Below are 22174 nucleotides of genomic sequence, written 5' to 3' on the forward strand. Positions count from 1 at the left end.
GATGGTTTCCTGTCGAAAGAACGGGATTCAGTAATGGATTCGGTAGGTGATCTGCAGTTCACGTACCTGGCCGCCGGTCTGCAGGCCGGATTTGGCCAGTCCACCGCTCAGGGCGAGATGATCCGCGCCGAACAGGCTGCCGGCAAGGCCGAAGCGCAGGTCGTAGCCGGTGCCGAGTTCGGAGTGATGGGTCAGGCCCAGGCTGCCGAAGGGCTGCCAGGCGCGGGTGTATTCCTGGGCGTAGCGCAGGTTGGAGGACAGGCGCAGGCCGTAGAAGCGGAAGCTGTCGGGAACGAAGGTGTTGGCCGGCAGCGCCGTCACGCTGGCATAGAGGTCTTTCTGAGGCGAGCCCAGGAGGTCGCGGTAATAGCGTGCCGCCTGTCCACTGTCGGAAAGGGCTTCACGGTCGAAGCGAAGGGTCGACCAGAAGGCACTGACCTGCAGGTCGGGCGTGTCCAGGCGCAGGCTGTGGCTGTAGCTGATGCCGGTGTGCCTGCCGTTGCCCAGTGCTTCGCCGTTCTGCATCCGGTAGTCTTCCCGGCGGTGTTCGAGCTGGATCTGGTCGAGCCGGGTTGGCGCGTAGTTCAGGCTGACTGCCTGCTGGTCCTTCATGCCGGCCAGGCGCAGGGCGACGCTCTCCAGGCTGGGCAGGTTACGGCCGATGGCGAGATCGAGGCTGAGCCGGTCGTCGAGGCGCAGGCGCTGACTGAGCTGCAGCGGGGTGTAGTTGTCCAAGCTCTCCCGTCGTTCGATGCGGAACAGCGTCTCGCCGTTGGCTTGCCGCCAGAGCAGGCGGGCGCTGGCCATTTCCTCGTCGGGGGCGGCGGCAAAAACGTTGTTGTCGCGCACCGTGCGGGCGATGCGTCCCCATTCGACAGCGAATCCCAGGCGCGGGGTGATCGCCAGGTGATGGCGTGCCGTGCTGGCCCGTTCATCGATGCTGCCCAGCTGGCGCTGCGTGATGTCGATGCCGGCATGGTGGCTGAAGGCGAGCAGGGTTTCGGTCAGTTGCTGATGGGTCGGATCGTCGTCGGTCTGTTCGCTCTGCGTCTCGAAGGCGGCGCTTTGCGCCAGGCGCAGGTCGTCCACCAGGCGCGCGGCATTGACCCGGTCGTAGCGTGGCAGGCTATCGTCGAAGCGCTCGAGCAATTGCCCGCTGGCGGCCTTGTCCTGTTCGGCCAGGGCGACGGTGATTTCGGCCCAGAGCGGGCGCTTGGACGGGCTGCTCCGGCTACGGGCATATTGCTGCCAGAGGAAGGCGCGCTCGGCGCTGTATTCGGCGCGGTCCTGCAGCCAGCCGATGGCGGTTTCGGCGGCAGCATTGGAATAGCGCCCATGCCCGCCGCTGTCGAGGCGCAGCAGTTCGCGCAGGGCGTCGAGGCCGGCGTCACCCGGGCGCTGGGTCAGCAGCAGGCGGGCCCGGGCGAGGCGTCGCGTTTCGTCCAGGCCTTCCTCGGTCAGCCAGCGCTGGCGCGCTGCGTGTAGCGTGCGCCCGCCGCGGGCGGCCTGCCACTCGGCGGACAGCAGGTGCCGGCGCAGGCGCCAGGCACGGTCGGACTGCTGGTTCTGGTCCAGCGCGTCGGCGTAGTTCATCAGCCACAGGAAGTCGTCCTGGTGGGCTGCAACCCGCGGGTTGAGATAGCGCTGGAGGGCGACCTGGGGTTGCGACAGGGCCTGGTGACTGGCCGCCAGGGCATCGTGCAGGGCCGGGTTGGCACGCCAGGTCAGTTCGTGGCTGGCCAGTGTCCGGCGCAGGGCGGCCGCGTCGTTGCTGTCGATGAACAGCCAGAGCAGGGCCTGCTGAAGATCGGTGGAGTCCGGTGCCAGGCGCAGGGCGGCTTCGAAACTGCGACGCGCTTCGGCCAAGCGGCCGGTGTTCTGCTGGTAGGTACCGGCCAGGCGCAGGAATTCCGGCATGCTCTGCAGCCGGCGCAGGGCGCGGCGCGACGCGTTGGGCGCCGGGTCCAGCTCGCGCAGCAGCGCGCCGATCTCGCGCCAGCGATTGCGGTTGGCGTACAGGGTCAGCGCCTGGATCAGGTAGCGGGGCTCGTCGAGTTGCCGCCAGGCCCGGGCCGCGATGGGGGCGGCTTCGGCCGGCGCGGTGAGGTTGAGCAGGCGGAGCAGGGCGTCGTAATCGCCCGCTTCGGCCTTGTCGGCCTCGATCAGGCGGCGGAAGGCGTCGATCGCCTGGGCGTCGCGTTGCTGCATTTCGGCCAGTTGGCCGCTCAGGCGCCAGTAGTCGACATCGCCGGCATCGTTCAGGCCGGCGCCGGGCCGGGCTTTGTCGAGCCAGGCCAGCGCCTCATGGCTGCGCCCCTTGAGCAGCAGCATCACGGCAACGCGCAGGGCCCGGCCAGCGGTCAGTTGTGCCGGGTCGGCGAACAGGCGCTGCCAGGCCTGCAGGGCGGTATCGGTTTCGCCGGCCCGTTCGGCGAGTTCGGCGAGCAGTTCGAGGACTTCCGGGCGTGGCTGGCGCTGGCTCAGCCGTTCGAGATAGGCGATGGCCGGGCGGGGTTCGCCCAGGCGTTCCTGCGCCGCCACCAGTTCGCGGATCAGGCGGATGTCCTGCGGCTGGCGGGCGATCTGGTAGTGCAGGGCGGGAATCAGGGCGGTATCGTCGAACAGGCCTGGGGCCAGACGCAGCACGGCCTGCCAGGCTTCGTCCTGGCCCGTTGCCCGGGCGATTTTCAGCCAGTTGTCGAGGGCGACCTGTGGCCGGGCTGTCCATTCGGCAACGCGGGCCAGCCGCGCGCGCCAGGCGAGGTCGTCAGGTGCCTGACGGACAGCGGCACTGGCCACCTGCCAGGCATCTTCGAGTTTGCGGTTTTCGAGAAACACCTCGTAGCCGAGGGTGAATATCCGGTCGTCGAAGGCAATGCCCGGGCCGCGCGGCGTGCCTTTTTCCGAGACATGATGGAATGCTCCCTCGCCCCAGGCGCGGGCGACCTGCAGCGCCTGCCATTGCTGGCGCAGAGAGAGCTTGAGCAGGCGGCGGATGTAGCGGTCGGCGACTTCCGGGCGGCCGGCGGCACGGCTGAGCTGGGTGAGCAGGAGCAGGGTGTCGGGGTCCTCTGCCAGATCGCCCAGTTCACGCTCGCCGAGTTCCAGGGCGGCCAGCGGCTGGTTGCCGGACTGCAGTGCCCGCAGCGCGGCGTGGAAATGGCGCCGTGCCTGCTGCGCATCGGGGCTGCTGCTGCGGGCCAGCAGATAAAGCTCGGCGCAGCCGCGGTAGTCGCCATTGGCCAGGGCGTCGCGGGCGGCCCGCGCAAACAGGGCGCTGGCCTGTGCCGGATCGTCGAGGCGGTTGGCAAGCGCCTTGAACAGGGCCTGGCCAAGGCTCGGTGCGTTGTATTGGTAGGCCTTGCCGGCCAGTTCGATCTGCTGTTCGAGGCTCGGCGCCTGTTCGGCCAGTTGCTGCATCTGGCGCAGCATGTCGCGTTGCAGCGCGGTGCGTTCGGCCGTAGCCGAGGCGGGCAGGCGCCGGTAGTCGGCTTCGCTGATCTCGAACAGGATCCACCAGGCAGCACGGCGCGTCGCCTCGTCGCGGGTGTCGAGCGCCGGTTGCAGGGTCGCACGTGCGGCATCCAGCTTGTTCATCTGCAGTTGCCGGCGGGCCAGCAGCAGACGCAGGCGGGGGTTGTCCGGGTCGCTGCGCAGCAGGTTGGCGAGGTAGGCAGCGGACAGGGCGGTATCCGGCATGGCGGCCAGGCGCCGTTCGAGGTCGGTGCGTGGATAGAGCAGGAAGAGCACCAGCCCGACGATTGCCGCGAGCAGTGCGATGAGCCATCCAGGGGCCAGGAAGGGCCGCTCAGCGGCCGAGGCAGCGGATCTGGATCTGTGCGGCAGCATGGGCGTGACGATAGTGCTGGATGACGGCCTCATCCTGGCGGGTCTGGCGGGTGGCCGTCAGCGGCTGGCCGTCGGCGCTCACCGTGCAGTGCTGGAGGCCGGCCAGGCTGAATTCCAGCGGCACGTAGCCCTTGAGCCGGAAACTGAGCGAGCGATCGCTGCGTTGCCAGTCGTCGAGGCGGGCATTGGCGTCGACCAGGCGGGGCGTGTCAGGGTGAGCGGTTTTTTCCGATGCGAACCAGGCAGCGCCGCCGGTCAGATGCAGGTAGCGGCCTTCCCGACCGGCCGTGAAGCCGGCCACGCCACGGGCGTCGGCCAGGCGCGGCAGGCCGGCCGGCAGACGGAAGGTGCGCAGCTCGCCATCGCCGCGAATGCGCCAGCCGTCGTTGTCGCGGGCAAGGGCCAGGTCGTGGAAGTCGCGCACCTTGCGGATGTAGTCCGACGCAAAGACCGGGTGAAGGGCCTGTGTCCTTGTCCAGGAGAAGGCTTTGTGCACGGCGTTCAGCCCGGCGCGCTTGCTGGCGGAGTAGGCGTGGTAGTAAATGTCCACCGGCTTCAGGCGGCGAGGCGACTCGGTCATCTCGAAGCTCTCGATGACCCGCTCGTAGCCGTAATAGGGGCCGCGCCACAGGTTGGTGTAGATGTTTTCGTTGGTGATCGGCGCGTAGACCTGCAGGAAGCCTGCCTTCTCGATGCCGTGGGCGCCGACGGCGGTGAGCGAGGGGTTGTCGCGGGTGATCGCGGTATCGCCGCCATTCATGTTCAGCAAGCCAGCCTGTTCGGCGATGCGCAGGGCCGCCGCGCCGGGCGCGGTGTCGCCCGACCAGAGGAGGATGCGCACCGGCTTGTCCGGCGGTGCGAGCCGGCTGCGGATGTAATCCGTCGAGCCGACGATTTCACGCGTCAGATCGAAACGATAGCCCGGTACGTCGAGGTGGTAGTTGCCCTCGGCAATGTTCTTGTTCTTGGTTTCTCCGGCCTTGCCGGCCCAGAGGTCGGGATCCCAGACGAAGGGGTGGGCATAGGTGTGGCTGGCGATTTCGACGTGCGGCAGCCGGAACATCTGTCGGGCGATGGCTTCCAGCCGCGGGCTGAGCTGGGGGTGCAGGCCGTGCGGCGCGACTTCGGCCTCGATCACCGAGACCGTGGTCGGCGTGCGGTATTTTTCGAGGATCTCCCGCAGCAGGACTTCCGCGGCCGGCGGACTGCCCGGCAACTCGGCGAGGGACGGGAAGCCGTCGCCATCGATATGGGAGAAGAAAAGGCGGCGGCCGTTTTCGGTGGTGACGTCGGGAATGGGAATTTCCGGCAGGCGTAGCGCGCGTTGCAGGAAAGCGAAGGGATCGACCACCCAGCGCGCCTGTTCGGTGTTGGGGACCTCGACCAGGGCGAAGGGGTCGAGGATGAAGCCGCCCCACGGCATGATGGCGCCGCCCAGGTAGGGGTTGTTGGCCTGGTCGCGCAGTTCGATCAACGGCTCGCTGGTGCCGAGCGCCGCTTGAAAGACGGGCGGGTCGCCCCGGCTGGGGAGCGGCGGCGTCTCGAAGCCGAGCATCGCGTGCTGGCGGGTGATGCTCAGCTGGCGTGGCGTAGCGGCAGTGCTCAACTGCAAGGCGAGACGCTGGGCGACGCTCCGCTCGGGCAGGAAACCGAAATTGCCGATGACGGCGACCGGTAGCTGCTGTTCGATGCGCTGCTGCAGCCAGCGGGCGTAGGGGCGGCTGAAGGGGTCGGCGATGCTGCCCGAAAACCAGCTGGCGATGCCGGCATAACGGTCACCATAGATGGCACTGGGCAGCGCTTGGCGAACATCGGCGTAATCGACCACGTAACCCAGGTGGTTGAGCGGCATCTGCAGGTAGCGATGGGCGTTCGCATAGTTGAGCGAAGCGGCCTCGCGGCTGTCGTACATGACAAGCACCCGTCGTGGCTGCACTTCGATGGTGCCGATGCCGATGCTGTCCAGCTGGGCATCGGTCACCCAGGGGGTGAAGCCGAGCTCCCGGATTCGGCGGGCGGTGTCGCGGGTCAGGCGGCGGTCGTGCGGGGCGACGTAGTCGATGGCCAGGATGGGCAGGCGGTCGCGTTCGCGGATAGTCTTGAGTTGGCCGAGCAGCCATTCCCGATCGGCTGCCTTGACCTGCTCGTAGCGCCTGGCACCGGCATTCCAGCCCTGAAACAGGGATTCGGCGGCGACCATGAAGACCTTGTCGCGGACCCGGGGGATGATCTCGAATCCGCGGTTCAGGATCAGTTTGATTCCCGGATAGCGGGCATGCAGGGTCTCGATGACCCGGATCAGGCCGGCTTGTTGCGCGGCTTCGTCGAATTGCCGGGCCAGCCGGTAGGAGTCGAGGGTGTCGAGAAAAAAGCCGCGATAACCCTTTTCCCAGAGCGGTCCGACGACACGGTCGGCGAAGAAGGCCGGCCAGTCGGCCGGCGTCTGGTCAATGACGACCGAGTTCCAGTCGCCGTTGCGTGCCAGCTTCCATGGCTCGGGGATATCCCGGAAATAAGGGCGCGTCGGCTGCACTTCGGCCACGGAAACATAGGCGAAAAGCTGGCTGTCGCCCGGGGCCTGCCGCTGCGGGTCATGGCCGTGACCGGGTTCGACGACGACGATGTCGAAAACGCGGAATTCCTTGAGCGGAATCGCATGGCCGTAATAGAGCGCAACCGCAGGCGCTGTCTGGGCAACAGCGCTTGCGGTCCATAAGAAAAAGATGAAAAAGACTCGAAAAAGGCTCAAGGTAGTCAATTGTCGCAATGAGGCGACATTTAACTGCAATAGGCCTTAGAATTTAAAGAGTTCTTTGCGCAGATTTGTAAAATCGATCACGCTTCGCGCCAATGAGTCCGGGTTCAGGAGATGTCGAGCATCCGGTCGAGCGCCAGCTTGGCGAGTTTGGCCTCGTGCTCCGGCACCTTGATCTGGTTGACCACCTTGCCCTCGGCTAGGTTCTCCAGTGTCCACGCCAAGTGCTGCGGGTCGATGCGCTGCATCGTCGAGCACATGCAGATGGTGGTCGCCATGAATTGCACGATCTTGTTCTGCGGCTTGACCTCCTCGGCCAGGCGGTCGACCAGGTTCAGTTCGGTGCCGACCAGCCAGCGCGTCCCGCCCGGCGCTTCCTTGATGGTCTTGACGATGTATTCGGTCGAACCAACGTAATCGGCGGCGGAGCACACCTCGAAATTGCATTCCGGGTGGGCAATCACCTTGCCTTCCGGGTACTTGGCGCGGAAGGCGTCGATCTGCGGCTTCTGGAACATCTGGTGTACCGAGCAGTGGCCCTTCCACAGCAGGATGCGCGCTTTCCTGATCTGGGCCGGGGTCAGGCCGCCGAGTTCGAGATCGGGGTCCCAGACGACCATTTCGTCCATCGCGAAGCCCATGTTGTGGCCGGTCCACCGGCCGAGATGCTGGTCGGGGAAGAACAGCACCTTGGGGCGGCGCTCGAAGGCCCACTTGGCAATGGTGCCGGCGTTCGACGAGGTGCATACGATGCCGCCATGCTCGCCGCAGAAGGCTTTCAGATCGGCCGCCGAGTTGATGTAGGTGACCGGGGTGACCTCGTTCTCGACGTCGAGCACGTCGGCCAGCTCGCGCCAGCAGCGCTCGACCTTGGCCAGGTTGGCCATGTCGGCCATCGAGCAGCCGGCGGCGAGGTCGGGCAGGATGGCGATCTGGTTCGGCGCCGTCATGATGTCGGCGACTTCGGCCATGAAATGCACACCGCAGAAGACGACGAATTCGGAGTCGGTCTGCGAGGCGAGGCGCGACAGCTTGAGCGAATCGCCGGTCAGGTCGGCGTACTGGTAAACGTCGGCCCGCTGGTAGTGATGGCAGAGGATGACGGCGCGTTTGCCCAGCTTGGCGCGGGCGGCGCGGATGCGCTCATGGCAGTCCTTGTCGGACAGGGCATTGAATGGGTCGAAGGCGATGGTGGCTGTCTGCATGCTGATTTCCTGAGGCGGCCGCTATGGTGCGGCCGGCGAATTATCCCTGAATCCACGGCAGGCCGGCCTTGCGCCAGCCGCCGATGTTGCCGCGATGCCCGTTGGCATCCTTGTCGCCCTCGAAGCCTTCGAGGACGTTGTAGCAGTTGTTGTAGCCGGCGGCCGCGGCGGCCGCAGCCGCCCCGATCGAGCGTACGCCGCTGCGACAGAGGAACATGACCAGGGCTTCCGGATCGACCTGGCGCTTCAGTTCGGCCAGGAAGTTCGGGTTGCGCACCCCGCCCGGGTACTGGTTCCACTCGATCTCGACGGCATTCGGCACACGACCGACCCAGTCCCACTCGGCACGGGTGCGCACATCGACGAGCCGGGCGCTGGGCGCCAGGTGCAGCAGGTCGTAGGCTTCCTGCGGCGTCAGTTCGCCCTGATAGGGGCGTTCGAGCGCCCGGCCGCGTTCGTGGGCGAGGTTGAGGAGGTCGGTTAACTTTCCCATGGTGTCCAACTGCTAGAATCGCAAGCCGATAGTATAGGGCAGAGCACATGGCAGACGGCGAGCAGCGCAACGGAACAGCAGCGGCGGAGCGCGCCGCCGAGGCACAAAAGGCGACCTGGGTCAGCGTCGCCGTCAACCTGCTGATGACGGTCGCCCAGCTGGTCGTCGGCTGGCTGGCGCATTCGCAGTCGCTTGTCGCGCACGGCCTGCATTCCTTCTCCGATCTGCTGTCGGATTTTCTGGTCATCTACGCCAGCCGGCAGAGTGCCCATCCGGCCGACGACGCCCACCCCTACGGCCATGCCCGCATGGAAACGGCGGCGACGCTGGTGCTCGGCATTTCGCTGGCCCTGATCGGCGGCGGCATCCTGTGGGAATCGGGTATGCGCCTGCAGCACATCGAGGCCTTGCCGGTGGTCGAACTCTCCGCATTGTGGATTGCCATCGCCACGGTGATTTCCAAGGAGGGTCTGTATCGCTACCTGATCCGCGTCGCCGAGCGTCAGCGCTCGCAGCTGCTCACCGCCAACGCGCTGCATACCAGGGCCGATGCGGCGTCGGCCCTGGTCGTCGTGGTCGGCATCGGCGGCGCGCTGATGGGCTGGTCGTTTCTCGACCTGCTGGCGGCGGCGCTGATGGGTTTCATGATCCTGCGCATGGGCGGCGAACTGGCCTGGGGGGCGATCAAGGAGCTGATCGACACCGGCCTGGACGAAGCGCAAGTCGCAGCCATCCGCCAGACCCTGCTCGAGACGCCCGGCGTGCGCGGCCTGCATGAACTGCGTACGCGGCGCATGGCGCACCAGGCGCTGGTCGATACGCACATCCAGGTCGATTCGCGGATCAGTGTCACCGAGGGGCATCGCATCGCCGAATCGGCGCGGGCCCGGGTGCTCGGCGAGCATCCGGAGGTGCTCGACGTGCTGATCCATATCGATCCGGAAGACGAAGGAGATCCGGATCTGTACGTTTCCCGCTTGCCATCGCGCGATGTCCTGCTCGCCGAGTTGCGTCCGCTGCTGGCCGGCCTGCCGCCGCCGGAAAAGATCGTGCTGCATTACCTGAACGGCAAGGTCGAGGTCGAGGTCTTCCTCGGGCACGCCTTTTTCGAGAATGGCGAGGCCTTGAAGCGGGCCGAGCACGAGTTGGCAGAGCGTTTGAAAATGCATACCGTGGTGCGTTGCATTTCGCTGAACTGCATGATTGCACCAAGTTAGTGCGCTATTTGGCTATTCGGCACAATATTGGTGCGTCGATACTTTGCTTATCGTGCTTATCTCGTTGTGGCAGAATGGAAAGAATGCCGCCTGGTCCTTGGCATGCTTTCTGCTAATACTCCCGGGTCGTTATTGATTGATTGTGGCCGGACCGACCGGCACCTTGTTTTCTTAGGAGACTGATTCTTATGGCAACCCCGCAAGACGTGATGAAGATGGTCAAGGAAAACGACGCCAAGTTCGTCGATTTCCGTTTCACCGACACCCGTGGCAAGGAACAGCACGTCACCGTGCCGGTTTCCGCCTTCGACGAAGACAAGTTCGAAAACGGCCACGCTTTCGATGGCTCCTCGATCGCCGGCTGGAAGGGCATCCAGGCTTCCGACATGCTGCTGATGCCGGATCCCGACACCGCCTATGTCGATCCGTTCTTCGACGAAACCACCGTCGTCCTGTCCTGTGACGTCGTCGATCCCGCCGACGGCCGTGGCTACGACCGCGACCCGCGCTCGATCGCCAAGCGCGCCGAGGCCTACCTGAAGTCCTCCGGCATCGGCGACACCGCCTACTTCGGTCCGGAACCCGAATTCTTCATCTTCGACGGCGTCGAATGGAATGTCGACATGTCCGGCTGCGCCCTGAAGATCCACTCGGCCGAAGCCGCCTGGGGTTCGGGTGAGAAGAACGACGGCAGCGGCGCCACCGGCCACCGTCCGACCGTCAAGGGCGGCTACTTCCCGGTTCCGCCGGTCGACAGCCTGCACGACATCCGCTCCGCCATGGTGCTGACCCTGGAAGCCCTGGGCTGCCCGGTCGAAGTGCACCACCACGAAGTGGCCACCGCTGGTCAGTGCGAAATCGGCACCGTGTTCAACACCCTGGTCAAGCGCGCCGACCAGACCCAGGTTCTCAAGTACGTGGTGCATAACGTTGCCCACCAGTACGGCAAGACCGCCACCTTTATGCCGAAGCCGATCGTCGGCGACAACGGCTCGGGCATGCACGTCCACCAGTCGATCTGGAAGGACGGCAAGAACCTGTTCGCCGGTGACGGCTACGCCGGCCTGTCCGAACTGGCCCTCTACTACATCGGCGGCATCATCAAGCACGCCAAGGCCCTGAACGCGATCACCAACCCGGGTACCAACTCCTACAAGCGTCTGGTCCCGCACTACGAAGCTCCGGTCAAGCTGGCCTACTCCGCCAAGAACCGTTCTGCCTCGATCCGCATCCCGTTCGTCGCCTCGACCAAGGCCCGTCGCATCGAAGCCCGCTTCCCGGATCCGATCGCCAACCCGTACCTGTGCTTCGCCGCCCTGCTGATGGCTGGCCTGGACGGCATCCAGAACAAGATCCACCCGGGCGATCCGGCTTCCAAGAACCTGTACGACCTGCCGCCGGAAGAGGACGCACAGATCCCGACCGTCTGCGCTTCGCTGGAAGAAGCCCTGGCTGCGCTGGACAAGGATCGTGACTTCCTGACCAAGGGTGGCGTCTTCTCCAACGACTGGATCGATGCCTACCTGGCCCTGAAGATGGAAGAAGTGAACCGCGTTCGCATGACCACCCACCCGGTGGAATTCGATCTGTACTACAGCTGCTGAAAATTGAGTGGTTGTCAGTGCCTAGCAACGGTGCTGACAGGATCAAGAAAAGCCCGGTACTCCCGGGCTTTTTTATTACCTATGGTTTGCATTGGTTGTCGTTGCTGTGCATACTGAATGGGTAGCCTGGCAGGTGCGGGCTACCCAACATTAGGTGAAAAGCTACCCGCCGGCTCGTGTGATCCAGTCTCAGCAATGAGTTCAGAGGCCAGCGGACTACCCGCGAGGGGGAAGCATGGCAGGAATCACAGACAAGGAAGTCCGGAGCATCATCAGCAGGGCCAAGAGTGAAGGGCGAACGATCACCCAGGCTGATGGCACGGTGCCCGGCCTCACCATCGGCGCCTCGAAGACTGGCGCCGCCTCTTGGGTGCTGCGCTACTACGTCCATGGCAAGCGCAAGGAGGCAACCATCGGCCAGTACCCGACGTGGGGGATTGCCGATGCCAGGGAGAAGGCCAAGGAGCTGCGCCGGGCCGTCGATGATGGCGTGGATGTGGCGCTTGAGAAACAGCGCCGCAAGCAGGAAGCGGCGACTGCAGTTACCGTGGATGAGCTGGCCAGGGCCTATTTTGTGAAGGCCGAGCAGGAGATGCACCCGCACACCTACAAGCAACGTCGCAGCATTCATGACCGGTTCGTCTCTCCGGTCATCGGGCAATTCCGGGCGGACAGCGTCACGCCGGCGCAGATTGTCGGAGTGGTGAAGAAGAGCCTGGAGGGTGGGAAGACGCTGCCCACCATCACCTTGATCCACTGCAGCCAGATATTCGCCCATGCGGTGGGGAACGCCATCAGGGAATCGAATCCGTGCCGGGATCTGAAGCTGTCCGCCATCGTCGGCAAGCCGGATGCGCCGAAACAGCGTACGGCGCTCACAGCAATCGAGCTGGCCGCATTCCTGCCAGCGCTGGCGACGATCCCAAGGCAGTACGCCCTCGCTATCCGCCTGCTCCTGCTGACTGGCGTCCGAGTGGGAACCTTGACCGAGGCCGAGGTGGAGGAATTCGATCTCGATGCGGGCTTGTGGCGGGTGCCACACGGACGCCGGAAGAACCGGCGGCACACCACTGGGCCATTCGTGATTCCGCTTCCGCCGGCGGCCGTCGAGTGGGTGCGCGAATTGATCCTACTGGCCGACAACAGCGCCTTCCTACTGCCGGTGGAATCCCGGCGCCATAGCGACAAACGAAATCCACTCTCGAAGCGCACGACCATCGGCGATTGGCTGGATCGGATGGATGGCCGCGGGAAGGCTTGGCGGCGCATCACCCCGCACGATCTGCGATCGACATGCAAGAGCTGCCTGTCGGAGCTCCGGGTGGATTACGAGACGCGCCAGCGTTACCTCGATCATTCGCTGGAGGGGATGGATGCGATCTATGACAAGGCCGATTACGTCGAGCACCGACGGGCGGCCGCCGACCTCTGGCTGTCTTTCCTGAACGACCTGGAGAGCGGCAAGGAGGGGGCGAAGGTTATCAAGCTGCCGAGCGCAGCCTGACGAGTTTGCTGTGCCTAGCCCGACGGGGCGAAAACCGGGAACCCTTGCCCGGCCGGCGCAGCAATCAAGATCACAAGGGCAAAGCGTGAAAGGGGCGCTTGATGGAGGAATTCAATATCGATCCGCTGTGGCATTTGCACGATGAGCTGTCATTGCACCAGGCGGCTGCGTTGATCGCCGGGTATGACCCCGGCGTCGTAGAACGCTGCATGAGCGACACCAACCATGAGGAGCGGTTCTCCCGGCTGTATCCGGCCGAGTCGGCACTGATGAACGCGATCAGGGCCGGCAAGCTGAAAGCATCACTCCGGTTCGATGCTGAGCCGCGATTTGTTGCGGGTTTGGACAACCTGCGGGATCGAGCTCACTTCGAGGGTGAAGAGGTTCAACTGATTGAACATGAGAACTTGGGCGAGCTCGTCATCACCAGGGAGCCGAATTGGGTTACCTCGTCGATCGCCCTGGAGGACCTGAAAGCCTGGCTGCTTTCCCGTGGTGCCCGGCCGGCCTTTTTCTTCCCCGAGAAGCAGGAATCGGCTGATTACCTTGATACCAGGAGCCCACGCTATGCGCCCAAGTTGGCTGCAGCCGTTCGGGCTTGGCAAGCTGTTACAGACCCCAATGGTAAGCATCCAAAGCAGGCGCTGTCGAAGTGGATCAGGGAGAATGCGGCAAAGTTTGGGCTTGCCGATGAAGAGGGGAAGCCCAATGAAACGGGTGTAGAGGAAGTCGCCAAGGTGGCGAACTGGCAGCCAGGCGGCGGCGCACCTAAGACCCCGGGGGAATAACCCACCCACCCATAGGAGTCGCGCCAATACGGGCTTCACGGTTGGCGCTACTCGAAACCTACCCACCCCTTACCGGGGAAACCTACCCACCCCTCCCCCACTTTTCTGGCATGGGTTTTCTGAACCCGCCCAGCTATTAAGCATGCAGTCATAATCTTCTAATCGATCCCATGCAGTTCCGAGCAATGGTTGCTGGAACGCCTCACTGGTAGGAGTAGCCAAGCATGGGCTTCGATAGATTCCGGAATCGCATGATTCCGCCGCAGAAATGCGCAGAAGAGCTTTCCGTCTCTGAATTCACCATTCACCGCTGGATTCGCGAAAAGAAAATCCGGGCGGTGAAACTCTCCTCGCGTTGTACTCGGATTATTGGCGATAGCCTGGCTGAGTATCTTGAGACGGCAGCCAGGGCCTGAGCGATGGCGACCATGCGCACCCATCGCAATCGCCGCACCGGCCCGCTGTGGCCACGTGCTCACCGACTTGCCGCAGCCATTCCGCTGTTCCGCGGTCCCGACAAGCAGCAGATGATCCGCGCCTTTCTCATCACTGTGCGCCGGGCATTGCGGGAGGAGTGATATGTCGGTGCGAGTATTGGCCAGGGTATGGGATGGCTTCGACGGGGGAGGCTCGGACCTGTTGGCCCTTCTGGCGCTGGCGGACTGGAGCGATGACGAAGGGCGCTGCTTCCCGTCTATGTCAGCCATCGCCGCCAAGACGCGACTCTCGCGTTCGCAAGCCCAGCGCGTTGTCCATGGCCTGATCGACGGCGGCCACCTCCAAGTGGTCGGGAACGAGTTCGGGGGCGCACCGGGGGCGACACGTCAGTACCGCATCGTCCTTTCGAGCCTGAGTGGCCGCATGGGTGCTACCCCTACGGGCCGCATGGGTGCGACGGGTAGCGCGCATGCGACGGGTAGCGCCGATACACAAGACGGGTCGCATGGATGCGCAGAGACGGGCCGCATGGGTGCGACCCAAACCGTCAGTGAACCGTCATTAACCGTCAAAGGGGGCGCGCAGGCGCGCTTGGCATCGTCTCGGCGATCGAGAAGCGAGGAAATCACCCTCGCCCAGTTCCTGGAGAACTGCAAGACATCAGGGGAGAAGGCCATCCCCGAGGACGACCCGGTCATGGAGTACGCCGAGAAGGTCGGCATCACCAACGAAATGCTGGCCGTTGCGTGGGCGGAATTCAAGGCCGCCTATCTGCCCACCAGCAAGCGCTACAAGGACTGGCGCCAAACCTTCCGGAATGCCGTCCGGCGCAACTGGTACAAGCTCTGGTTTCTGGCTGAGGGGCAGGTGGCGGCCTGGACCACGGCCGGCGAGCAGGCCAGGAGGGCGGCAGCATGAACGCACCTCACGAACTGTACCTGCCGCCGCACTCGATCGAGGCCGAGCAATCCGTCATCGGCGGCCTGCTGCTCGACAACAACGCCTGGGAGCGGATCGCCGGCCTGGTGAGCGACGCCGATTTCTACCGGGACGAGCACCGGCGCATTTTCCGCCACATCGCCACCATGCTCGACCGCGGGCAGCCTGCCGACGTGGTGACGGTGGCCGAGAGCCTGGACGACACCAACGAATCAGAGGCGACCGGCGGCCTGGCCTACCTCGGAGAACTGGCCGCCAACACCCCCAGCGCCGCCAACATCCGGCGCTATGCCGAAATCGTGCGAGAGCGCCGCATCCGGCGCGACGTGCTGGCCATGGGGCATCGGGTGACCGAACTGGCCGCGACCGCCGGCAGCGACACAGCCGAGCTTGTAGAGCAGGTCACCGGCTTGGCGATGGGCTTGGCCGACACCCGACACGCAGGCCGCGAGCCCATGGTGATCGACGACCTTCTGCCTGACGTCCTGGAGGCACTGGAGTCGCGCACTGAGAAGCGGGGGCAGGTTTCGGGGCTATCTACCGGCTTCCGGGATCTGGACCGGATGACCTGCGGCCTTCACCCCGGCGACCTCATCATCGTTGCCGGCCGCCCGAGCATGGGCAAAACCACGATGGCCGTGAATGTCGCCGAGAACGTCGCCGTCGCCGGCGGCTGCGCATTCGTGGTCTCCCTGGAAATGGGCGCATCTCAGCTCGTGGAGCGCAGCATGGCCCGCTTCGGCAACATCAGCACCCAGGCGCTGCGATCTGGTGACCTGGATGACGAGGGATTCCGGCGCGTTTCGGATTCGCTGGCTCGGCTCTCCGGGAAGCGCCTGGTCATCGCCGACGATCCGACTCTGTCGCACGTCGCCCGCATCCGCCTTGCGGCGCGGAAGGTCCGGCAGCGCCACGGCGAGCTCGATCTGATCGTCATCGACTACCTGCAGCTGATGCGCGGCGAGGGCAGCACGCGGAACGAGGAACTGGGCAACATCACCCGCGCCCTGAAGCTGCTGGCGCGGGAGCAGGCCTGCCCGATCATCCTGCTGTCCCAGCTGTCCCGGAAGGTCGAGGAGCGGACCGACAAGCGACCGCTGATGTCCGACCTGCGCGACTCGGGAAGCATCGAGCAGGATGCCGACGTCGTGCTGATGTGCTACCGCGACGACTACTACCGCCCGGACAGCCCTTTCAAGGGATTCGCCGAAATCCTGATCCGCAAGCAGCGCCTTGGCCCGCTGGGCGACGTGCGCCTCGTGTTCCAGGGCGAATTTTCCCGCTTCTGTGATGCCGACCAGCGCGAGTTTGCCGAGGCCGCGGCGCGGGCGGCGGAAGCACGGGCGGCGCGCTCTGTACGAAGGGGGTTCGAATGACGACCGAGCAGCTCACTCCGGAAAAGCTTGCTGCCATCAGGCGGGGACAAATTGGGGCAGCACTCAGGCGGGAACAGCGTGCCGCTGAGGAAGCCAGGGAGCAGGCCCTCGGAGGGCGGCTAAAGGCCAAGGTGAAGGCCAAATCGGCTATGCCCGAGGAGGTGCCGCCGTTCTGCTACCTGGCCGGCGGCCGGAGCCCGGAGGAGGCCGCAATCGAGGCCTTCAAGCACTTCAGCATGACGCCGGCCGAAGCACTCGGCCTCGTCTGGAAGCTTCGCACCGTTCGGCGGGCCGATCGTCTGTTCGCCGAAGAACTGGTGCATCGAACGGATGAACGATCCGTCATCACCCCAGGCCACCGTGGGCAAACGGAGCCAGCCCGTGAGGAAGAAGGAAAAGGACGCCTTGGCCTCAGCCGCCAAACAGTCGCCGTGAGCGGGCAACCCAACCAACTATCGAAAGGACAGGAAGCATGAACGAAATTACCCAGGCCGCCCAAGCCATCCGCACCAAGCGCGAGGAGATCGCGGGCATCAAGTCGGAACTCGATCGCTGCGAGACCTGCATTGCAGCTGTCGCCGAAACCAAGGCAGCGCTGGCAGCGCTGAAGCAGCAGCGCAAGGAAACCCTGACGGCTGCCTTCATGGTCGGCAAGGAGGCGGACACCAGCGAAGTCGACAAGCTCATCAAGGGGGCTGAGAAGGCGGCTGCCAGCGCTGCCGACACCGCGGCGGGGGCGGAAGGCGCCAAGGAGGTGCTGCAGGAGCGTCTGGAGGCCGCGGAACTGGACCTGGCACGCCTGCGCTCTCAACAGAGCAGGGTGGCCTATGCCGAGTGCGAGAAAGAGTTCGAGGCGGCGGAAGCGGCGTACGCCGAAGCTGCCGAAGCGCTTCACGCGGCTGTGACCAGGATGATGGCGTGCAATTCCGTGGCGAAACGCTTCATGGGCTTCTCGAACCTGCGGGAGATCATGAAGGGCTTTTACCTCGACGGCCTGAACATCAATCGCGGCCGGCGCCTTCCGGAACAATTCTGCATCCGGTTCCTGACCTTGGCCGAGGAAAAGGCCGCGCCCCAGGCCGAACGGCTGCTGGCCAAGCTGCAGGCTGCCGGCATTGAGATCGAGGTGTGACCATCATGGCCGAACCGATCAACCGACAGCACGTCGCCGTTATCCGGTCGATGGGCTCCTTCGTGTTCGACGCGGTATTCGAAGAGACGCACGAGGCCGACCTGGAGGTTACCGACAACCCGGTGGAGACGGGGGTCGTCGTCAGCGACCACGCCTTCATGAAGCCCCTCAGGCTCTCTATTTCCGCTGGCGTCTCCGACACCCCGCTGAAGGGTTGGGGTGGCGGTTATCAGGTCAGCCAGGGGGCGCTGGTCGGCGGCGGTAGCGGCGAAGGAAAGGACTTCTGGGCGCGGAATGCACCAAGCGACCCGTTCGCATCGGATGCCGGCCGCTCCCGGCGCGCCTTCGAGCTGCTGACCGAACTGCAGAGGCGGGCGGAGCCGTTCGCCGTGCAAACCGGCCTCAAGCTCTACGAGAACATGGTCATCACGTCGATCCGAACAAGCCAGGACAAGGACACCTCCGGCGCTTTGTTCTTCACGGCGTCGCTGCGCGAGGTGCTCATCGTCAATACCGAGACGGTGAAGTATCCACCCAGAAAGCCCGGAGCCACCAAGCGGCAGGCTGGTCCGAAGAAGCACAAAGGCGAGCAGCAGGGCAAGGAGGTGACGGACGAGTCCAAGAAAAAGAAGCTGAGAGAATCAGCGGCGCATGCTCTCGGCCTCCAGAAATTTTTCGGCGTAGGGGGGCGGTGATGTTGCGCAATCTGATTCAGGCCACCCCTCATAGCGCCCGCCTGCGGAAGCGGCGCGGACGGCTGCTCAAGCCGGTCAAGCCCTCCCACAAGGTGGAGCTCTGGTACAAGCAGCAGCTGCTCGCCGTCGTGGCCAAGCTCCGCAAGGTCGCCCAGGAGGAACTGCTGCCAGAGCTTCGTCGGCTGGAGCCGTTGTATGCAAAAACCTCGGATGCCATCGCGAAAGATGGCATTACGGCCTTTTCGCCAATCGTCACCTCCAGGATCGCTGATCTGAAGCGCCGCTTCGGCGGTATCGAAGGAGTTGCACGGCGCTTAGCCGAGGCGGCGACGAGGCGCAGCCTGCAGACCGTGGATGGGGGCTTAACCGCCTCCATGAAGGCGTCCATCGAAATCGACATCAGCGGCTTTCTCACTCGCAGCGGGCCTATTCAGCAGGTATCCGAAGCGGCGAGGCTGGCCAATGTCAGGCTGATCAAGTCGATCCCCGAGCAATATTTCGAGAAGCTGGGCGATGCCGTCGGCAAGAACATGGAGCGCGGCATGCGCTTCGAGGACTTGGCCAAGGAGATCGAGCGCATCGGCGACGTGACCGAGAGCCGCGCCAAGCTGATCGCCCGGGACCAGACAAGCAAGATGAACGGCGCCTTCAATCAAATCCGGCAGCTGTCGCTGGGCATCGACAAGTACCAGTGGCAGACCTCCGGCGACGAGCGAGTGCGGGACGACCACGCGGCCAATGACGGCGAAACGTTCCGATGGGACAAGGCGCCGGCGACCGGCCATCCTGGCGAGGCGGTGAATTGCCGATGCGTCGCAATACCGGTTCTGGATCTCGATGGTGACGTCGATGCGGGCTCGTCAGGGTGGTCAGTCGGCGGCATCGCAATGGCCGCCGCGGTGGCTGCGGGCATCGGCGCCATGTTTGACAGTTTCGCCGGTGATAGCCGCGCACCAGGTGCCGGGGGCGGGCGGTGAGCAGCGGGAAAACGCCTGGAACGCAGGCTGGGGGCGGGAAGGCCGGGCCATACCGCCCCCTCCGGAACGAATAATGGAACACGAAAAGGACTGAAGAAATGGAACACGAAAAAACACTGCAGGTATGCGACCGCATCGGGCTGACGGCCCGGACGGTGACGGAAGAGGGCTACCTGATTGTCCCGAGCAACATCGCCCGCACCGGCGTGCAGGAATACCGGGGCTACGAACTCGGCCTCGACGCCGACGGCATGGACCCGATGAAGGTCATCCGGCTGCACCGGCCGCCCGAGGAGGTTTTCGACGCGGCCAGCATGGCCAGCTTCGAGGGGAAGCCGGTGACGCTCGGCCATCCCGATGAACCGGTCACCTCGACGAACTGGAGCGGCTTGGCTATGGGTGAAGTGATCGAGATTCGGCGCACCGGCGACATGCTGTCCGGCAAGGTCATCATCAAGGCCAGGAGCGCGATCGATGCCGTTGAGGCCGGCACCGTCGAGCTGTCGAATGGGTACAGCTTCAAGCTGGACATGACCGCCGGCCGGACTCCCGACGGGGAGGAGTATGACGGCGTTCAGCGGCAGATCAGGGGCAACCATGTGGCCCTGGTGGAGGCAGCCCGTTGCGGCTCTGCATGCCGCCTCGGTGATGCCTTGCCCGTGGGCGCGCCGGTGCAGTTGCTGGGGCGCGATGCGTTCGCCGCCAGACAGGCGCAGGCCTGGCGCTGTGGGGTGGAAAATGCCGAGCCAGCGCCGGGGGCGGTGGTATCCGCCGGCGATAGAAGGCGACATGGCATGACGACAGGGCGGGCTGCCTTCATCGAACGCCAAGCCAATGGGTGGAATGGCCAGGAAGGGGGCGAGGCATGAGCCCCAGAAAGCAATCGGACAGGACTGCCAAGGCGCCGACGTTGCCTCAGGGGCAGAAGGAGATCGACGTCGCCGGCAAAGACAATCAGAGTCGGGGTCGGAGAATGGCCGAGGCGGCCCTTTCGCCTTCGGTGGCCAATGCCTGCACGGTATCAGCTTTTGCCCAAGGCTCATTCGGTAACCAGGCCTTCACCGATGTGCTGGCCGCGGTGCTTGAAAAGGTCTCACGGGTCAATGCGGGCGACATGTCCTCAGTCGAGGCAACACTGACGGCGCAGGCCTGCGCATTGGACTCGATATTCAACGAGATGGCTAGGCGGGCAGCGCTGAACATGGGTGAGTATCTGGGCGCCACGGATACTTATCTTCGCCTCGCCTTCAAGGCACAAGCCCAGTGCCGAAGCACGCTGCAGACACTGGCCGAGATCAAGAATCCGCGGCCAGTAGCCTTTGTGAAGGCTCAGCAAGCGAACATTTCCCAAGGGCATCAGCAGGTCAATAACGGCCCTGGCGTCGCGCACGCGCGCGAGGAAACGCGGAACGAAGCAAACGAACTATTGGGGGTGGGAAATGGCGAACGGATGGACGCCTGAGCGGAGAGAGCGCCAAGCGGCGATGATCCGCTCTTGGAAACCCTGGAGCCGATCAACCGGGCCGCGGAGCGCACTCGGCAAGGCCGCCAGTTCGGCGAACGCCATCAAGCACGGATTCAGAAGTCGGGCGGCAGTGGAGGATGCGCGCTTGGTTCGAGATTTCCTGCGGAAGCTGGAGTTCCGCGGCGAAGTGTAGTCGGCGCAGCCAAGGCGGCGGTGTGGCGTTGTTATGGGCCATAACCAGCATTCCGGCCGGATGACGTTGATTCGAATCAGCGTGCCGCGCGGGGGCGGGGAATCTTACCCGGCTGGTTATCCGGTCTCCCCGCTGGGAAGCCGCCCCAGCTCAATGCTAGGGGGCGGCAGCCGCTCAAAGGATGGTGCCGGCGACCATCATGTATGCGCCGACATAGCCGGCGATCCGGTCAATCGCGGCTTGGTGAAGCATCAAGCGCGTCTCCTCGTCGTAGGAGACCTTGGCCATTCTCCTCGGACCTGAATCGTCGATGGAGACGAGGGTGGCCTTGACTACGGTCGGGCTTGCACCCCCAACGCCATTCACCCCGAGCCGAACGATGCTACGGAAGCCCAGCACGGCGCCGGCCAGCGCCAGAAGCGAGCCCGACCGTTGAAACCACACCCAGGAGGCTGTTCCCCAGTCGAGATAGACGGAATACGCGGTCGCCGCCAGGGCACCGACGAGAAGGAGCGGGATGCTGGAAAGAAGCCCCCTCATTGCTGCTCCGCATCCTTCACGGCTGAGCGGTCAATCTCGAAACCTTCGCGCACCACCTGCTTGCAGCATGGGCAGATGGTCTTTCCCTTGGTCCGGCGCAGGGCCTGATACACGGCAGCATTGCCGACGCCGACGGCCGCGGCGGCCTCGTAGGCGGTCATGCCAGGGTTCTGTTGCATCAGGTCGAGGGCTTGCTGGGTCTTGCTCTTGGTCATGACAATCGCTCCGTTGGGTGGTGGCAGTATTATACACTGCACATAAGTATTGCTATTGCTGCACAGATATGTAGAATAGTCGTCATCGCAGTATCGACAGCTCATTAAAAATTTGGAAGCAATCAAAGCCCGCAGCAATCGGCACCTGGCCGCAGCAGATGGACACAGGGGGCTTTGACGGCGATCAGGCCGCCGCGAGTGCCTGGCAACTTGTCACTTCGGAGAATCAGCTATGGCACAAATTCGGCCCATTGAAAGCAGCGGCCATCCCGTGAATGTCATGCCCAGGGTAGAGGGGGCGAGTATTTCCAGCAGGGAGGTCAGAGAGCTGCTGGCTCAGGTTGCAAACGCTTTCCCCGAGACGGCAAAGGTGATGGATACGGCGTCTCGGCTGATTGTTCACCTCGAAACACTGCGTCACGAGGCAACGCTGCCGCTCTCTCTGGGGCACTACGAGAATGTGCGGACCCTGCTTACCCAGAAAGCCATGGTGGAGGTTAACCATGGCTGAGACGATCCAGCACTGGCAGGATTTCGAGCATCCGGTCACCATCCCGGCGGGGCAGGCCGGCGCCATTTACCGGGCGATGCGCAGTGTCAGGAACACACTGAACATGGTTGCCGACCACCATCTGCGCTCGAACTCCGGCGGTGTCCAGGCGCAGCGCCTTTCGTCGATCGAGGTTGAGGCCATGCTGTCCGGCGCTCTGGCGCTCTCCGACATGATGGAGGCGGTGTTCGAGGAACTGCATGCCGAGGCGCTCTAGCCAGAAATCGCGCCAAGCTTCG

General features: G+C 64.4%; 22 protein-coding genes and 1 pseudogene. 17 read left to right on the plus strand and 6 right to left on the minus strand.

The genetic code is table 11. From position 1 onward, the window contains the following. Positions 1-27 precede the first annotated feature (27 nt). The 4 genes from K420_RS0106380 to K420_RS0106395 all read right to left on the minus strand — a co-directional run bounded on the left by K420_RS0106380 (position 28) and on the right by K420_RS0106395 (position 8302). Entirely contained in the window at positions 28-3849 is a 3822-nt protein-coding gene (locus K420_RS0106380; RefSeq protein ID WP_027457347.1) for a tetratricopeptide repeat protein, read from the minus strand. After that, positions 3809-6598 (minus strand): bifunctional glycoside hydrolase 114/ polysaccharide deacetylase family protein, encoded by a 2790-nt coding sequence (locus K420_RS0106385; protein WP_198293810.1) that lies wholly within the window; start codon positions 6596-6598, stop codon positions 3809-3811. Before K420_RS0106385 ends, K420_RS0106380 begins: the two co-directional genes overlap by 41 nt. Positions 6599-6711: 113 nt before the next feature. After that, on the minus strand, positions 6712-7809 hold the full coding sequence (gene nadA, locus K420_RS0106390) for a quinolinate synthase NadA (protein WP_027457349.1): 1098 nt from the start codon (positions 7807-7809) through the stop codon (positions 6712-6714). A 40-nt stretch (positions 7810-7849) separates the two neighbouring features. Further along, positions 7850-8302: a rhodanese-like domain-containing protein gene (locus tag K420_RS0106395; RefSeq protein ID WP_027457350.1), complete on the minus strand. Its 453-nt coding sequence runs from the start codon at positions 8300-8302 to the stop codon at positions 7850-7852. A 47-nt stretch (positions 8303-8349) separates the two neighbouring features. Between K420_RS0106395 and K420_RS0106400 the strand changes: the two genes are divergently transcribed. From K420_RS0106400 to K420_RS18310, 15 genes and pseudogenes are all read left to right on the plus strand, one after another. Continuing rightward, entirely contained in the window at positions 8350-9519 is a 1170-nt protein-coding gene (locus tag K420_RS0106400; protein ID WP_027457351.1) for a cation diffusion facilitator family transporter, read from the plus strand. 188 nt (positions 9520-9707) lie between these two features. Next, positions 9708-11123, plus strand: coding sequence for a type I glutamate--ammonia ligase (gene glnA, locus K420_RS0106405; protein ID WP_027457352.1), 1416 nt, complete (start codon positions 9708-9710; stop codon positions 11121-11123). 235 nt (positions 11124-11358) lie between these two features. Beyond that, on the plus strand, positions 11359-12627 hold the full coding sequence (locus K420_RS0106410; RefSeq protein WP_027457353.1) for a tyrosine-type recombinase/integrase: 1269 nt from the start codon (positions 11359-11361) through the stop codon (positions 12625-12627). A gap of 101 nt (positions 12628-12728) precedes the next feature. Further along, entirely contained in the window at positions 12729-13415 is a 687-nt protein-coding gene (locus K420_RS19645) for a hypothetical protein (protein ID WP_157275026.1), read from the plus strand. A 251-nt stretch (positions 13416-13666) separates the two neighbouring features. Continuing rightward, complete coding sequence (locus K420_RS20060) at positions 13667-13831, plus strand: helix-turn-helix domain-containing protein (RefSeq protein ID WP_198293811.1); 165 nt, start codon at positions 13667-13669, stop codon at positions 13829-13831. 12 nt (positions 13832-13843) lie between these two features. Continuing rightward, positions 13844-13993: a hypothetical protein gene (locus tag K420_RS20415; protein WP_157275028.1), complete on the plus strand. Its 150-nt coding sequence runs from the start codon at positions 13844-13846 to the stop codon at positions 13991-13993. A 1-nt stretch (position 13994) separates the two neighbouring features. Continuing rightward, positions 13995-14183: pseudogene (locus K420_RS21150) on the plus strand (helix-turn-helix domain-containing protein); the annotation flags it as partial. Between the two features lie 261 nt (positions 14184-14444). Then, positions 14445-14771 carry a hypothetical protein gene (locus K420_RS20845; protein WP_232422740.1) on the plus strand — a complete coding sequence of 109 codons (327 nt, stop codon included), beginning with the start codon at positions 14445-14447 and terminating at the stop codon, positions 14769-14771. Then, on the plus strand, positions 14768-16168 hold the full coding sequence (gene dnaB, locus K420_RS0106430) for a replicative DNA helicase (protein WP_027457355.1): 1401 nt from the start codon (positions 14768-14770) through the stop codon (positions 16166-16168). The genes K420_RS20845 and dnaB overlap by 4 nt, the downstream gene beginning before the upstream one ends. Continuing rightward, positions 16165-16644: a hypothetical protein gene (locus K420_RS0106435; RefSeq protein ID WP_027457356.1), complete on the plus strand. Its 480-nt coding sequence runs from the start codon at positions 16165-16167 to the stop codon at positions 16642-16644. The genes dnaB and K420_RS0106435 overlap by 4 nt, the downstream gene beginning before the upstream one ends. Then, entirely contained in the window at positions 16641-17300 is a 660-nt protein-coding gene (locus K420_RS0106440) for a hypothetical protein (protein WP_027457357.1), read from the plus strand. The genes K420_RS0106435 and K420_RS0106440 overlap by 4 nt, the downstream gene beginning before the upstream one ends. 5 nt (positions 17301-17305) lie before the next feature. Further along, positions 17306-17995, plus strand: a complete 690-nt coding sequence (locus tag K420_RS0106445) for a phage baseplate protein (protein WP_157275030.1) — start codon at positions 17306-17308, stop codon at positions 17993-17995. Continuing rightward, positions 17995-18972, plus strand: coding sequence for a phage head morphogenesis protein (locus K420_RS18300; protein WP_051452984.1), 978 nt, complete (start codon positions 17995-17997; stop codon positions 18970-18972). The genes K420_RS0106445 and K420_RS18300 overlap by 1 nt, the downstream gene beginning before the upstream one ends. 98 nt (positions 18973-19070) lie before the next feature. Further along, complete coding sequence (locus K420_RS18305) at positions 19071-19841, plus strand: DUF2213 domain-containing protein (protein ID WP_051452985.1); 771 nt, start codon at positions 19071-19073, stop codon at positions 19839-19841. Continuing rightward, complete coding sequence (locus tag K420_RS18310) at positions 19838-20434, plus strand: hypothetical protein (protein ID WP_051452986.1); 597 nt, start codon at positions 19838-19840, stop codon at positions 20432-20434. The genes K420_RS18305 and K420_RS18310 overlap by 4 nt, the downstream gene beginning before the upstream one ends. A gap of 370 nt (positions 20435-20804) precedes the next feature. Here K420_RS18310 and K420_RS0106465 read toward each other — a convergent pair whose 3' ends face one another. Together K420_RS0106465 and K420_RS0106470 are read right to left on the minus strand one after the other, a co-directional pair. Then, a complete protein-coding gene (locus tag K420_RS0106465) occupies positions 20805-21170 on the minus strand; it encodes a hypothetical protein (RefSeq protein ID WP_027457359.1) in 366 nt (121 codons plus the stop codon). Then, positions 21167-21385: a hypothetical protein gene (locus K420_RS0106470; protein WP_027457360.1), complete on the minus strand. Its 219-nt coding sequence runs from the start codon at positions 21383-21385 to the stop codon at positions 21167-21169. The genes K420_RS0106465 and K420_RS0106470 overlap by 4 nt, the downstream gene beginning before the upstream one ends. Positions 21386-21617: 232 nt before the next feature. Here K420_RS0106470 and K420_RS0106475 point away from each other — a divergent pair, with 232 nt between their 5' ends. Together K420_RS0106475 and K420_RS0106480 are read left to right on the plus strand one after the other, a co-directional pair. Beyond that, complete coding sequence (locus K420_RS0106475) at positions 21618-21896, plus strand: hypothetical protein (RefSeq protein ID WP_027457361.1); 279 nt, start codon at positions 21618-21620, stop codon at positions 21894-21896. Beyond that, complete coding sequence (locus K420_RS0106480; RefSeq protein ID WP_027457362.1) at positions 21889-22152, plus strand: hypothetical protein; 264 nt, start codon at positions 21889-21891, stop codon at positions 22150-22152. Before K420_RS0106475 ends, K420_RS0106480 begins: the two co-directional genes overlap by 8 nt. Positions 22153-22174 lie beyond the last annotated feature (22 nt).

This window comes from Dechloromonas agitata is5 (assembly GCF_000519045.1).
In the GTDB taxonomy this organism is placed as follows: Bacteria; Pseudomonadota; Gammaproteobacteria; order Burkholderiales; family Rhodocyclaceae; genus Azonexus; species Azonexus agitatus.